The 13,392-nt window shown below is 40.9% G+C and carries 23 protein-coding genes; all 23 read left to right on the top strand.

What is annotated here, in order from left to right; all coding sequences use genetic code 11:
- The first annotated feature begins 106 nt into the window (after window positions 1-106).
- Window positions 107-355: a 50S ribosomal protein L7ae-like protein gene (locus tag K5S59_RS22480; RefSeq protein ID WP_000121828.1), complete on the top strand. Its 249-nt coding sequence runs from the start codon at window positions 107-109 to the stop codon at window positions 353-355.
- Window positions 356-469: 114 nt separating this feature from the next.
- Window positions 470-892: a 30S ribosomal protein S12 gene (gene rpsL / locus K5S59_RS22475; protein ID WP_001142341.1), complete on the top strand. Its 423-nt coding sequence runs from the start codon at window positions 470-472 to the stop codon at window positions 890-892.
- A 29-nt stretch (window positions 893-921) separates the two neighbouring features.
- Window positions 922-1,392: a 30S ribosomal protein S7 gene (gene rpsG / locus K5S59_RS22470; protein WP_001137490.1), complete on the top strand. Its 471-nt coding sequence runs from the start codon at window positions 922-924 to the stop codon at window positions 1,390-1,392.
- A 208-nt stretch (window positions 1,393-1,600) separates the two neighbouring features.
- The gene (fusA, locus tag K5S59_RS22465; protein ID WP_000090359.1) at window positions 1,601-3,679 is read left to right on the top strand and encodes an elongation factor G; all 2,079 of its coding nucleotides are present in this window, start codon (window positions 1,601-1,603) and stop codon (window positions 3,677-3,679) included.
- Between the two features lie 117 nt (window positions 3,680-3,796).
- Window positions 3,797-4,984, top strand: a complete 1,188-nt coding sequence (tuf, locus tag K5S59_RS22460) for an elongation factor Tu (RefSeq protein ID WP_001029617.1) — start codon at window positions 3,797-3,799, stop codon at window positions 4,982-4,984.
- Window positions 4,985-5,384: 400 nt separating this feature from the next.
- Window positions 5,385-5,693, top strand: coding sequence for a 30S ribosomal protein S10 (gene rpsJ, locus K5S59_RS22455; protein WP_001040595.1), 309 nt, complete (start codon window positions 5,385-5,387; stop codon window positions 5,691-5,693).
- Window positions 5,694-5,727: 34 nt separating this feature from the next.
- A complete protein-coding gene (rplC, locus tag K5S59_RS22450; RefSeq protein WP_000160209.1) occupies window positions 5,728-6,360 on the top strand; it encodes a 50S ribosomal protein L3 in 633 nt (210 codons plus the stop codon).
- A 24-nt stretch (window positions 6,361-6,384) separates the two neighbouring features.
- Window positions 6,385-7,008: a 50S ribosomal protein L4 gene (rplD, locus tag K5S59_RS22445; RefSeq protein ID WP_001127258.1), complete on the top strand. Its 624-nt coding sequence runs from the start codon at window positions 6,385-6,387 to the stop codon at window positions 7,006-7,008.
- Window positions 7,008-7,298: a 50S ribosomal protein L23 gene (gene rplW / locus K5S59_RS22440; RefSeq protein WP_001205558.1), complete on the top strand. Its 291-nt coding sequence runs from the start codon at window positions 7,008-7,010 to the stop codon at window positions 7,296-7,298. The genes rplD and rplW overlap by 1 nt, the downstream gene beginning before the upstream one ends.
- A 28-nt stretch (window positions 7,299-7,326) precedes the next feature.
- Window positions 7,327-8,157 carry a 50S ribosomal protein L2 gene (gene rplB / locus K5S59_RS22435; RefSeq protein ID WP_000511582.1) on the top strand — a complete coding sequence of 277 codons (831 nt, stop codon included), beginning with the start codon at window positions 7,327-7,329 and terminating at the stop codon, window positions 8,155-8,157.
- Between the two features lie 60 nt (window positions 8,158-8,217).
- On the top strand, window positions 8,218-8,496 hold the full coding sequence (gene rpsS, locus K5S59_RS22430; RefSeq protein ID WP_000124454.1) for a 30S ribosomal protein S19: 279 nt from the start codon (window positions 8,218-8,220) through the stop codon (window positions 8,494-8,496).
- A 17-nt stretch (window positions 8,497-8,513) separates the two neighbouring features.
- Window positions 8,514-8,855, top strand: a complete 342-nt coding sequence (gene rplV / locus K5S59_RS22425; protein WP_001148024.1) for a 50S ribosomal protein L22 — start codon at window positions 8,514-8,516, stop codon at window positions 8,853-8,855.
- A 3-nt stretch (window positions 8,856-8,858) separates the two neighbouring features.
- Window positions 8,859-9,518: a 30S ribosomal protein S3 gene (rpsC, locus tag K5S59_RS22420; protein ID WP_000529958.1), complete on the top strand. Its 660-nt coding sequence runs from the start codon at window positions 8,859-8,861 to the stop codon at window positions 9,516-9,518.
- 1 nt (window position 9,519) lies between these two features.
- Entirely contained in the window at window positions 9,520-9,954 is a 435-nt protein-coding gene (gene rplP, locus K5S59_RS22415; RefSeq protein WP_000928969.1) for a 50S ribosomal protein L16, read from the top strand.
- Window positions 9,944-10,144, top strand: coding sequence for a 50S ribosomal protein L29 (rpmC, locus tag K5S59_RS22410; RefSeq protein WP_000855718.1), 201 nt, complete (start codon window positions 9,944-9,946; stop codon window positions 10,142-10,144). The genes rplP and rpmC overlap by 11 nt, the downstream gene beginning before the upstream one ends.
- 20 nt (window positions 10,145-10,164) lie before the next feature.
- Window positions 10,165-10,428 carry a 30S ribosomal protein S17 gene (gene rpsQ / locus K5S59_RS22405; protein WP_000004106.1) on the top strand — a complete coding sequence of 88 codons (264 nt, stop codon included), beginning with the start codon at window positions 10,165-10,167 and terminating at the stop codon, window positions 10,426-10,428.
- Between the two features lie 43 nt (window positions 10,429-10,471).
- The gene (gene rplN / locus K5S59_RS22400) at window positions 10,472-10,840 is read left to right on the top strand and encodes a 50S ribosomal protein L14 (RefSeq protein WP_000615912.1); all 369 of its coding nucleotides are present in this window, start codon (window positions 10,472-10,474) and stop codon (window positions 10,838-10,840) included.
- Window positions 10,841-10,878: 38 nt separating this feature from the next.
- The gene (gene rplX, locus K5S59_RS22395; protein ID WP_000558201.1) at window positions 10,879-11,190 is read left to right on the top strand and encodes a 50S ribosomal protein L24; all 312 of its coding nucleotides are present in this window, start codon (window positions 10,879-10,881) and stop codon (window positions 11,188-11,190) included.
- Window positions 11,191-11,216: 26 nt separating this feature from the next.
- A complete protein-coding gene (gene rplE, locus K5S59_RS22390; RefSeq protein WP_001080829.1) occupies window positions 11,217-11,756 on the top strand; it encodes a 50S ribosomal protein L5 in 540 nt (179 codons plus the stop codon).
- A gap of 33 nt (window positions 11,757-11,789) precedes the next feature.
- Window positions 11,790-11,975, top strand: coding sequence for a 30S ribosomal protein S14 (rpsN, locus tag K5S59_RS22385; RefSeq protein WP_001085700.1), 186 nt, complete (start codon window positions 11,790-11,792; stop codon window positions 11,973-11,975).
- A 29-nt stretch (window positions 11,976-12,004) separates the two neighbouring features.
- On the top strand, window positions 12,005-12,403 hold the full coding sequence (gene rpsH / locus K5S59_RS22380) for a 30S ribosomal protein S8 (protein ID WP_000245511.1): 399 nt from the start codon (window positions 12,005-12,007) through the stop codon (window positions 12,401-12,403).
- Between the two features lie 32 nt (window positions 12,404-12,435).
- Complete coding sequence (gene rplF, locus K5S59_RS22375; RefSeq protein ID WP_000086555.1) at window positions 12,436-12,975, top strand: 50S ribosomal protein L6; 540 nt, start codon at window positions 12,436-12,438, stop codon at window positions 12,973-12,975.
- Between the two features lie 33 nt (window positions 12,976-13,008).
- The gene (gene rplR / locus K5S59_RS22370; RefSeq protein ID WP_000628818.1) at window positions 13,009-13,371 is read left to right on the top strand and encodes a 50S ribosomal protein L18; all 363 of its coding nucleotides are present in this window, start codon (window positions 13,009-13,011) and stop codon (window positions 13,369-13,371) included.
- Window positions 13,372-13,392: the final 21 nt, after the last annotated feature.

Raw genomic sequence — 13,392 nt, 5'->3', positions numbered from 1 at the left:
CGTCGTAAATTTTGTATAAAAACAGCTAATCCTAGTTGACATTGTATGAATCAAAATGTTACTATAATCAAGGTTGCTCCTGAATGATGCTTTGGAGGATATTTATATGTCTTATCAAAAAGTGTCAAATGCTGAAAATGTAGTCGTTGGTCATAAACGTACATTGGAGGCAATCAAAAATGGTATAGTTAAAGAAGTTGTTATTGCGGAAGATGCTGATATGCGGTTAACCCATATGATCATTCGCACTGCTTTGCAACATAACATACCCATAACAAAAGTTGAATCAGTTCGTAAGCTTGGAAAAGTTTCGGGGATTCAAGTGGGAGCTTCAGCAATAGGAATAATAAGTTAAAACTGTTTTTGTGAGGAGAGAGCATTTGCTCTTCCTTGCAAAAACTTTGTTTTCAACTAATAATGAACCACCTGGATATGTGGTCATACAAACATGCGAAGGGAGGATAATCAAATGCCTACTATTAACCAATTAGTGAGAAATGGTCGTACTGATAAAGTATGGAAGTCTAAATCACCTGCGTTAAACAAAGGTTTTAACTCTTTAAAGAAAAAATCAACTGATATCTCTGCACCTCAAAAACGTGGTGTATGTACTCGTGTTGGTACAATGACTCCGAAGAAACCGAACTCAGCGTTACGTAAATACGCTCGTGTACGTTTAACAAATGGTATTGAAGTTACAGCTTACATCCCAGGTATCGGTCATAACCTACAAGAGCATAGCGTAGTATTAATTCGCGGTGGTCGAGTAAAGGATTTACCAGGGGTACGTTACCACATCGTTCGTGGTGCGCTTGATACAGCTGGTGTTGACAAACGTATGCAAGGACGTTCTAAATATGGTACTAAGCGACCAAAACCTGCTAAAAAATAATAACTTTAAAATGAAAGGAGGAACTCAATATGCCTCGTAAAGGACCTGTTGCGAAACGTGACGTGTTACCAGATCCAATGTACAAATCTAAGCTAGTAACACGCCTTATCAACAAAATGATGGTTGACGGTAAAAAAGGTAAATCTCAAACAATTCTTTATAACGCTTTCGATATCGTTCGTGAACGTTCAGAGAAAGACCCTATGGAAGTATTCGAGCAAGCTCTTAAGAACATCATGCCTGTTCTTGAAGTACGTGCTCGTCGTGTTGGTGGTGCTAACTACCAAGTTCCAGTTGAGGTTCGTCCAGAACGCCGTACAACTTTAGGTCTTCGCTGGTTAGTAAACTATGCTCGTCTTCGTGGTGAAAAAACTATGGAAGAGCGTCTAGCTTACGAAATCTTAGATGCAGCTAACAACGCTGGTGCATCTGTTAAGAAACGTGAAGACACTCATAAAATGGCAGAAGCTAACAAAGCATTTGCTCATTACCGTTGGTAGGATTCAACGTAAAATAAATGTAAGCATAAACCGCTTTATTTGTCGCTTATGGAAGTGTGGAGAGGGAGAATGCCTCTCCCTTTCGTTGGGCGCTCGTTTTACATAATGAGGGTACTGGACATACTGACATGTGTAACAATATAAAGTGGCTTTTTTGCTACTTAAAATAAAAAAATCCAATCCATATATGGAAGGAGCAAGACACCAAATGGCAAGAGAGTTCTCTTTAGAAAACACTCGTAATATTGGTATCATGGCTCACATCGATGCTGGTAAAACAACAGCAACTGAGCGTATTCTGTATTACACAGGACGTATTCATAAAATCGGTGAAACTCACGAAGGTGCATCTCAGATGGACTGGATGGAGCAAGAGCAAGAGCGTGGTATCACAATTACTTCTGCTGCAACTACAGCACAATGGAAAGGTCACCGTGTAAACATCATTGACACTCCAGGTCACGTAGACTTCACAGTAGAAGTAGAACGTTCTTTACGCGTACTTGATGGCGCGGTAGCAGTACTTGATGCACAATCTGGTGTAGAACCACAAACAGAAACTGTTTGGCGTCAGGCTACTACTTACGGCGTACCTCGTATCGTATTCGTTAACAAAATGGATAAAATCGGTGCGGATTTCTTATACTCTGTAGGAACAATCCACGATCGTTTACAAGCAAACGCACACCCAATTCAGTTACCAATCGGTGCTGAAGATGAGTTCAATGGTATCATTGACCTTGTTGAAGAATGTGCTTACATGTACGGTAACGATTTAGGAACAGACATTCAACGTGTTGAAATTCCTGAAGAGCACAAAGAATTAGCTGCAGAATATCGTGGAAAGCTTATTGAAGCGGTAGCTGAGCTTGATGAAGAAATGATGATGAAGTACCTAGAAGGTGAAGAAATCACTGTAGAAGAGCTTAAAGCTGGTATCCGTAAGGCTACAACTTCTGTAGAATTCTTCCCAGTAATCTGTGGTTCTGCATTCAAAAATAAAGGTGTTCAAATTCTGTTAGACGCAGTTATCGATTACCTACCATCTCCATTAGACGTACCTGCAATTAAAGGTACTCTTCCGGATACAGATGAAGAAATCGAACGTAAGTCTAGCGATGAAGAACCATTCGCAGCTTTAGCATTCAAAATCATGACTGACCCTTATGTTGGTAAGTTAACGTTCTTCCGTGTGTATTCTGGTGTGTTAAACTCTGGATCATACGTGAAAAACTCAACTAAAGGTAAGCGTGAGCGTGTAGGTCGTATCCTACAAATGCACGCTAACAGCCGTGAAGAGATCTCAACAGTTTACGCTGGTGATATCGCTGCTGCTGTAGGTTTAAAAGATACTACTACTGGTGATACTCTTTGTGACGAGAAGAGCCTTGTTATCCTTGAGTCTATGGAATTCCCAGAGCCAGTTATCTCTGTAGCTATCGAACCAAAATCAAAAGCTGACCAAGATAAAATGGGTACAGCATTATCTAAGCTTTCTGAAGAAGATCCAACATTCCGTGCTCACACTGACCAAGAAACTGGCCAAACAATCATCGCTGGTATGGGTGAACTTCACCTTGATATCATCGTTGACCGTATGCGCCGTGAATTCAAAGTTGAAGCAAACGTTGGTGCTCCTCAGGTAGCATACCGTGAGACTTTCCGCGCTGCTGCGAAAGTTGAAGGTAAGTTCGCTCGTCAATCTGGTGGACGTGGACAATTCGGACACGTTTGGATTGAGTTTGAACCTAACGAAGAAGGTAAAGGATTCGAATTCGAAAACAAGATCGTCGGTGGTGTAGTTCCTCGTGAATACATCCCAGCTGTTGGAGCAGGTCTTGAAGATGCACTTAAAAATGGTGTACTAGCTGGTTATCCACTAGTTGACATTAAAGCTGCATTAGTTGACGGATCTTACCATGATGTCGATTCATCTGAGATGGCGTTCAAAATCGCTGCATCTATGGCACTTAAAGCTGCGGTTTCTAAATGTAGCCCAGTAATTCTTGAGCCAATGATGAAAGTTGAAGTTGTAATTCCTGAAGAGTACATGGGTGACATTATGGGTGACGTAACATCTCGTCGTGGACGTGTAGAAGGTATGGAAGCTCGCGGTAACGCTCAAGTTGTTCGCGCTATGGTTCCACTTTCTGAAATGTTCGGTTATGCAACGTCATTACGTTCTAACACTCAAGGACGCGGAACATTCTCTATGGTGTTTGATCACTATGAAGAGGTACCAAAGTCTGTTTCTGAAGAAATTATCAAAAAAAATAAAGGTGAATAATTGATTTTTATCGATTGTTCAAGTATAACTACTTATGTAAGCTTAGAAAGTGGGACGTAAGTTTCACTTTCTAGACTAAATATAAAATAACCTATATAAACTAAGGAGGAATTTAGAATGGCTAAAGCTAAATTCGAACGTTCTAAACCCCATGTTAACATCGGTACAATCGGCCACGTTGACCATGGTAAAACTACATTAACTGCTGCGATCACTACAGTTCTTGCAAAAGCTGGTGGTGCTGAAGCACGCGGATACGATCAAATCGACGCTGCTCCAGAAGAAAGAGAGCGCGGAATCACAATCTCAACTGCACACGTTGAGTACGAAACTGAAACTCGTCACTATGCACACGTTGACTGCCCAGGTCACGCTGACTATGTTAAAAACATGATCACTGGTGCTGCTCAAATGGACGGCGGTATCTTAGTAGTATCTGCTGCTGATGGCCCAATGCCTCAAACACGTGAGCACATCCTTCTTTCTCGTCAAGTAGGTGTTCCTTACATCGTTGTATTCTTAAACAAATGCGACATGGTAGACGACGAAGAATTATTAGAATTAGTAGAAATGGAAGTTCGTGACCTATTATCTGAATACGGATTCCCAGGCGACGACATTCCTGTAATCAAAGGTTCTGCTCTTAAAGCTCTTCAAGGAGAAGCTGATTGGGAAGCAAAAATCATTGAATTAATGACTGAAGTTGATGCTTACATCCCAACTCCAGAACGTGAAACTGACAAACCATTCTTAATGCCTATCGAGGATGTATTCTCTATCACAGGTCGTGGTACAGTTGCAACTGGTCGTGTAGAGCGCGGAATCGTTAAAGTTGGTGACGTAGTAGAAATCATCGGTCTTGCTGAAGAAAATGCTTCTACAACTGTAACTGGTGTAGAGATGTTCCGTAAACTTCTTGACCAAGCTCAAGCTGGAGACAACATCGGTGCTTTACTTCGTGGGGTTGCTCGTGAAGACATCCAACGTGGACAAGTTCTTGCTAAAACTGGCTCTGTAAAAGCTCACGCTAAATTCAAAGCTGAAGTTTTCGTATTATCTAAAGAAGAAGGTGGACGTCACACTCCATTCTTCGCTAACTACCGTCCTCAGTTCTACTTCCGTACAACTGACGTAACTGGTATCATCCAATTACCAGAAGGTACTGAAATGGTAATGCCTGGTGACAACATCGAAATGACTATCGAACTTATCGCTCCAATCGCTATCGAAGAGGGAACTAAATTCTCTATTCGTGAAGGTGGACGTACAGTAGGTTACGGTGTAGTTGCAACTATCGTTGAGTAATCTTAACTGATATAAAAAAACCCAAGGGATCTTCCCTTGGGTTTTTTGTTTGTAGTTATATAATGAATGAAATTTTATTTTTATGTTTTGACGAGTTTCTTCTATAGTAATATGAAATCAGCAAAACTAAAATCCAGAAACTGTAAAATGAATTCTGTTAGATGAAAACTTGAAATTCTTTAAAGTGCCATGTATAATAGCAAAAGTAGAGAAAAGCAGATGCAAACAAAAAGATGCTTGCATCTAGACGAATAACATTGTATAATAGACAATGTTGGTCTTTGACTGCGATGAAGTGGAAGGTTGCTGACACACCCGGCCGCTTTGCCATGGCATGGTGTGGGGAAATTTCCATGGAGAAGGTCTATTTTAGAAATAGGCGAACGAAGGAGGGAAAATAATGGCAAAAGAAAAAATTCGTATCCGTTTAAAAGCTTATGATCACCGTATTCTTGATCAATCAGCTGAGAAAATTGTAGAAACAGCTAAGCGTTCTGGGGCAACAGTTTCTGGTCCGATCCCATTACCAACTGAGAAGACTATTTACACAATTCTTCGTGCTGTTCATAAGTACAAAGATTCTCGTGAGCAATTCGAAATGCGCACACACAAACGTTTAATCGATATCGTGAGTCCTACTCCACAAACAGTAGATTCATTAATGCGTTTAGACTTACCGTCTGGTGTAGATATCGAAATCAAACTATAATTCATATAACTTAAAAATGTAGGAGGTGTAACTCATGACCAAAGGAATCTTAGGAAGAAAGATCGGTATGACTCAAGTATTTGCTGAGAACGGTGAGTTAATCCCAGTAACAGTTATCGCTGCTAATCCAAACGTTGTTCTTCAAAAGAAAACAACTGAAACTGATGGCTACAATGCAATCCAGTTAGGATTTGAAGATAAACGTGAAAAGTTAACTAACAAACCTGAACAAGGCCACACTGCTAAAGCATCTACAACTCCTAAGCGCTTCATTCGCGAAATCCGCGATGCAGACGTGGACGGATTAGAGGTTGGTCAAGAGGTAAAAGTTGAAGTTTTCGCTGCAGGTGAAATCGTTGACGTAACAGGAATTTCTAAAGGTAAAGGTTTCCAAGGTGTTATCAAACGCCACGGACAATCTCGCGGACCTATGTCTCATGGTTCTCGCTATCACCGTCGTCCAGGTTCAATGGGCCCAGTTGCTCCGAACCGTGTATTCAAAGGTAAAAAACTTGCTGGACGTATGGGTGGAGACCAAGTTACTATCCAAAACTTAGAAATCGTTCAAGTTGACACTGAGCGCAACTTATTACTAGTAAAAGGTAACGTTCCAGGTGCTAAGAAATCTCTTGTAGTTGTTCAAGGCGCTGTGAAGGTTAGCAAATAATTCACATAGGAAGGAGGAATTCCAATGCCAAAAGTTACTGTATATAACCAAACTGGTTCACAGGTTGGTGAAATCGAATTAGCTGAAGCTATTTTCGGTATCGAACCAAATGAAGCTGTACTTTTCGAAGCTGTAATGATGCAACGTGCATCTTTACGTCAAGGTACACACAAAGTAAAAACTCGTTCTGAAGTTCGTGGTGGTGGTCGTAAACCATGGCGTCAAAAAGGAACTGGACGTGCTCGTCAAGGGTCTATCCGCTCTCCTCAATGGCGTGGTGGTGGTACGGTATTCGGACCTACACCAAGAAGCTATGCGTACAAACTTCCTAAGAAGGTGCGTCGTTTAGCAATCAAATCTGCATTAGCTACTAAAGTAGTTGAGAACAACATTGTAGTTCTTGAAGACCTAGTGTTAAATGCACCAAAAACAAAAGACATGCTAGCAGTACTTAAAGGATTAACTGTTGAGAAGAAAGCTCTTATCGTAACTGCTGATGCAAACGAATCTGTAGAGTTATCTGCTCGCAATATCCCTGGAGTAACAGTAATCACTGCTGATGGCGTAAACGTTTTAGACGTGCTTCATCATGATAAGCTAATCATGACAAAAGCGGCAGTGGAAAAAGTAGAGGAGGTGCTTGCATAATGAGAGATCCTCGTGATATCATTAAGCGCCCAGTTATCACTGAACGTTCTATGGAAATGATGGCTGAAAAAAAATACACGTTCGATGTGGACGTTAAATCTAATAAAACAGAAGTTAAAGATGCTCTTGAAGCGATCTTTGGTGTTAAAGTAGAAAAAGTGAACATCATGAACTACAAGCCGAAAGCAAAACGCGTTGGTCGTCACGCTGGTTTTACTAGCCGTCGTCGTAAAGCAATCGTTAAGCTAACTGCTGACAGCAAAGAAATCGAAATCTTCCAAGGCGTTTAATTCTTACTAAAGAAGGAGGGAAATTGAGATGGGAATTAAAAAGTATAATCCAACTACTAACGGTCGTCGTAATATGACTACGAATGATTTCGCTGAAATCACGACTGACAGACCAGAAAAGTCATTACTTGCTCCTTTAAGCAAGAAAGCTGGTCGTAATAACCAAGGTAAAATTACTGTACGTCATCAAGGTGGCGGACATAAGCGTCAATACCGTATCATCGACTTTAAGCGTAACAAAGATGGAATTCCAGGACGCGTTGCTACGATCGAATACGATCCAAACCGCTCTGCGAATATCGCATTAATTAACTACGTTGACGGTGAAAAACGTTACATTCTTGCTCCTAAGAACTTAGAAGTAGGTATGGAAGTTATGTCTGGCCCAGAAGCTGACATCAAAATCGGTAACGCATTACCATTAATCAACATTCCAGTAGGTACTGTTGTTCATAACATCGAGCTTAAGCCTGGTCGTGGCGGACAATTAGTTCGTTCTGCTGGTACATCTGCTCAAGTACTTGGTAAAGAAGGTAAATACGTACTTGTACGTTTAACTTCTGGTGAAGTACGTCTTGTATTATCTGCTTGTCGCGCTTCAATCGGTCAAGTAGGTAACGAACAACACGAACTTATCAAGATCGGTAAAGCAGGTCGCTCTCGCTGGTTAGGTAAACGCCCAACAGTTCGTGGTTCTGTAATGAACCCGGTTGATCACCCACACGGTGGTGGTGAAGGACGTTCTCCAATCGGACGTAAGTCTCCAATGTCTCCATGGGGTAAACCAACTCTTGGATTCAAGACTCGTAAGAAAAACAAAGCGTCTGACAAATTCATCGTTCGTCGTCGTAAAAAATAATGGGATTGTAGTACGGTTCATTTCTAGAACCGTACGCCAATCACGAAGGGAGGCACCAAAATGGCTCGTAGCTTAAAAAAAGGACCATTTGTCGATGATCACTTAATGAGCAAAATGGAAAAATTAGTTGCATCTGAGCAAAAACAAGTTGTTAAAACTTGGTCTCGCCGTTCAACAATCTTCCCTCAGTTCATCGGACACACAATCGCTGTATATGATGGTCGTAAACACGTACCTGTGTACATCACTGAGGATATGGTTGGCCATAAGTTAGGTGAATTCGCACCAACTCGTACGTATAAAGGTCACCTTGCTGACGATAAGAAAACTAGAAGATAATGAGAGGAGGCACTTCAATGCAAGCTAAAGCAGTAGCGAGAACAGTTCGTATTGCTCCTCGTAAAGTTCGTTTAGTAGTAGACTTAATCCGAGGTAAGCAAGTGGGTGAAGCGATTGCTATCCTTAACCACACACCAAAAACTGCTTCTCCAGTTGTAGAGAAAGTTTTAAAATCTGCAATCGCAAATGCAGAGCACAATTATGAGATGGATATTAACAACCTAGTTGTTGAAAAAGTTTTCGTTGACGAAGGTCCAACGTTGAAACGTTTCCGTCCACGTGCAATGGGTCGTGCAAGCCAAATTAACAAACGCACAAGCCACATCACAGTTGTGGTATCAGAAAAGAAGGAGGGATAATCGATGGGTCAAAAGGTTAATCCAATTGGTCTTCGTGTCGGCGTTATCCGTGACTGGGAATCTCGTTGGTTCGCAGAGAAAGATTATGCTACATTATTACATGAAGACATCAAAATCCGTGAGTACATTACTGTACGCTTAAAAGATTCTGCTGTTGCTAAAGTAGAAATCGAACGTGCAGCAAATCGTGTAAATGTTACAATTCACACTGCAAAACCTGGTATGGTAATTGGTAAAGGTGGTACTGAAGTTGAAGCACTTCGTAAAGCTCTTAACCAATTAACAGGCAAGCGTGTACACATCAACATTTTAGAAGTTAAGAGAGCTGATCTTAACGCTAAATTAGTAGGCGAAAACATTGCTCGTCAATTAGAAAACCGTGTATCATTCCGTCGTGCACAAAAGCAAGTTATTCAACGTGCTATGCGTGCAGGTGCTAAAGGTATTAAAACACAGGTTTCTGGTCGTCTTGGCGGAGCTGATATCGCTCGTGCAGAATCTTACAGTGAAGGAACTGTTCCACTTCATACACTTCGCGCTGATATTGACTATGCAGCAGTTGAAGCTGATACAACATACGGTAAATTAGGCGTAAAAGTATGGATCTACCGTGGAGAAGTCCTTCCTACAAAAAAGAAAGCTTCTGAGGAAGGAGGAAAATAATATGTTAATGCCAAAACGCGTAAAATATCGTAGAGAGCATCGTGGTAAAATGCGTGGTCGTGCAAAAGGTGGAACTGAAATTGCTTTCGGTGAATTCGGTTTACAAGCACAAGCTGCTTCATGGATTACAAACCGTCAAATCGAAGCTGCTCGTCGTGCAATGACTCGTTACATGAAACGTGGCGGTAAAGTATGGATTAAAATTTTCCCTTCTAAACCTTACACTGCAAAACCTCTAGAAGTACGTATGGGTTCCGGTAAAGGGGCACCAGAAGGCTGGGTAGCAGTAGTAAAACCTGGGAAAATTATGTTCGAAATCGCGGGTGTATCTGAAGAGGTAGCACGCGAAGCATTACGTCTTGCAGCTCACAAGTTACCTGTGAAATGTAAATTCGTAAAACGTGAAGAAAATGGTGGTGAATCTAATGAAAACTAATGATATTCGTGAATTAACCACTGCCGAAATCGAAACAAAAGTTAAAGCTTTAAAGGAAGAATTGTTCAATCTTCGCTTCCAACTTGCTACAGGACAATTAGAGAATCCAACTCGCATTCGTGAAGTGCGTAAAGCAATTGCTCGTATGAAAACTGTAGTTCGTGAAAGAGAGATCGGAATTAATCGATAAATTGAGGGGAGGTTTGCATAGTGAGCGAACGTAACCAACGCAAAGTTTATACTGGTCGTGTTGTGTCTGACAAAATGGACAAAACGATTACAGTTTTAGTTGAAACTTACAAAACTCATTCCTTGTACGGAAAGCGTGTTAAGTATTCTAAGAAGTACAAAGCCCATGATGAGCAAAACCAAGCGAAACTTGGCGATATCGTTAAAATCATGGAAACTCGCCCGCTTTCTGCTACTAAGCGTTTCCGTTTAGTTGAAATCGTTGAAGAAGCGGTTATTATCTAAATAGATGAATCGGAATTTTTAGTCCGAAGGGAGGTTTCATAAGATGATCCAACAAGAATCTCGTTTGAAAGTTGCTGACAACTCTGGTGCACGTGAACTTTTAACAATTAAAGTATTAGGCGGCTCTGGTCGTAAATATGCTAACATCGGTGATATTATCGTTGCTACGGTAAAACAAGCAACACCAGGTGGCGTTGTTAAAAAAGGTGACGTTGTTAAAGCAGTAGTAGTACGTACGAAGAGCGGAGCTCGTCGTCCGGACGGTTCTTACATCAAATTTGATGAAAACGCAGCGGTTATCATTAAAGACGATAAGAGCCCACGTGGTACTCGTATCTTCGGACCAGTAGCTCGTGAATTACGTGATAGCAACTTCATGAAGATCGTTTCTTTAGCTCCAGAAGTTCTATAATTTAAGGTATTGCCTTGCTAAGGAGGTGCAGAATTAAGATGCATGTAAAAAAAGGTGATAAAGTACAGGTAATCACTGGTAAAGACAAAGGAAAACAAGGCGTTATCCTTGTGGCTTTCCCAAAGCAAAACCGTGTTATCGTTGAGGGTGTTAACATCGTTAAAAAACACTCTAAGCCATCTCAATTAAATCCACAAGGTGGAATTATTACTAAAGAAGCACCTATTCACGTTTCTAACGTTATGGTTTTAGATCCTAAAACAGGTGAACCTACTCGCGTAGGCTTCAAAGTAGAAGATGGTAAAAAAGTTCGTATTGCAAAAAAATCTGGTGAATTATTAGATAAATAATTTTCTTAAGAAAGGAGGTCACTTCATTGAATCGCCTTAAAGAGAAGTTCCAAAAGGAAATTACTCCTGCTCTAGTGAGCAAGTTTAACTATAAATCTGTGATGGAAGTACCGAAAATCGAAAAGATCGTAATCAACACTGGTGTTGGTGACGCGGTATCTAACTCAAAAGCTTTAGACAATGCAGTAGAAGAATTAACACAAATCGCAGGTCAAAAACCTGTTGTAACTCGTGCTAAAAAATCAATCGCTGGTTTCCGTCTTCGTGAAGGTATGCCAATCGGTGCGAAAGTAACTTTACGCGGCGAGCAAATGTATGAATTCTTCGACAAATTAGTATCAGTTTCTTTACCACGTGTACGTGATTTCCGTGGTGTTTCTAAGAAATCATTCGATGGTCGTGGGAACTACACATTAGGTGTTAAAGAGCAACTTATCTTCCCTGAGATTGATTATGATAAAGTAAGCAAAGTCCGCGGTATGGACATCGTAATCGTTACTACAGCGAAAACTGATGAAGAAGCTCGTGAACTGTTAACACAATTCGGTATGCCATTCCAAAAATAATGGAAGCCAACGCTAAGTAGAGGAGGCGAAAACGTGGCTAAAAAATCTATGATAGCGAAACAAAAGCGTACTCCTAAGTTTAAAGTACAAGAGTATACACGTTGCGAACGCTGCGGTCGTCCGCATTCTGTATACCGCAAATTTAAGCTTTGCCGTATTTGTTTCCGTGAACTTGCATATAAAGGTCAAATTCCTGGTGTTAAAAAAGCTAGTTGGTAAAACCCACAAATGGGAAGGAGGTAAAACACATGGTGATGACAGATCCAATTGCAGACATGCTTACTCGCATCCGTAATGCGAACATGGTACGTCATGAGAAATTAGAGGTTCCTGCTTCTAAAATCAAAAAAGAGATCGCTGAACTTTTAAAACGTGAAGGTTTCATTCGTGATGTAGAATACATCGAGGATAACAAACAAGGTATCCTTCGTATTTTCCTGAAATATGGTGCAAACAATGAACGTGTAATCACTGGATTAAAACGTATCAGTAAACCTGGCTTACGCGTTTACGCTAAAGCTGATGAAGTACCACGTGTACTTAACGGATTAGGTATCGCTCTTGTTTCTACATCTAAGGGAGTAATGACGGACAAAGACGCTCGTCAATTACAAACTGGTGGAGAAGTAGTAGCATACGTTTGGTAATATATATTTAAAACGAACGGAGGTGTGACCACATGTCTCGTATTGGTAAAAAGATTCTTGAAATCCCTGCAGGTGTTACTATTACAGTTGCAGAAGACAATACTGTAACAGTAAAAGGCCCTAAAGGTGAATTAACTCGTACTTTCAATGCTGATATGCTTATCAAAATTGAAGAGAATACATTAACAGTTGAGCGTCCATCTGAACAGAAGGACCACCGTGCATTACACGGTACAACTCGTGCTTTAATCGGAAACATGGTTGAAGGTGTAACTGCAGGTTTCGCACGCGGACTTGAATTAGTCGGTGTTGGTTACCGTGCTCAAAAACAAGGTGATAAACTTGTATTAAGCGTAGGTTATTCTCATCCAGTAGAAATGACTCCAGAAGCAGGTCTTGAAGTTGAAGTACCTGCACCAACTAAAATCGTAATCAAAGGTATCGACAAGCAACGTGTTGGCGAATTTGCTGCTAACATCCGTGCTGTACGTGCTCCTGAGCCATATAAAGGTAAAGGTATTCGTTACGAAGGCGAAGTTGTTCGTCGTAAAGAAGGTAAAACTGCTAAGTAAACCCGTTAGGTGAGAGAAAGGAGTGACAAGAAAATGATCACTAAAGCTGATAAAAATGCGACTCGTAAGAAAAGACATGCACGTGTACGTGCTAAACTTACTGGTACTGCAGAGCGTCCACGTTTAAACGTGTTCCGTTCTAACCAACATATTTACGCTCAAGTTATTGATGATGTGAATGGTGTAACGTTAGTAAGTGCATCTACTCTTGATAAAGACCTTGCTCTTAACGGTACTAGCAATACTGAAGCTGCTACGAAAGTAGGAGAATCAGTTGCTAAGCGTGCTGTAGAGAAAGGCGTTAAAGAAGTAGTATTCGATCGCGGTGGTTACTTATACCATGGCCGTGTTAAAGCTCTAGCTGAAGCTGCTCGTGAGGCTGGATTACAATTTTAATGGTCAAAGGAGGGAAAATTG

The sequence above is a fragment of the Bacillus sp. BML-BC051 genome, from assembly GCF_019656175.1.
GTDB classification, from domain to species: Bacteria; Bacillota; Bacilli; order Bacillales; family Bacillaceae_G; genus Bacillus_A; species Bacillus_A mobilis.
This window is presented reverse-complemented; position numbering and strand designations above follow the sequence as displayed.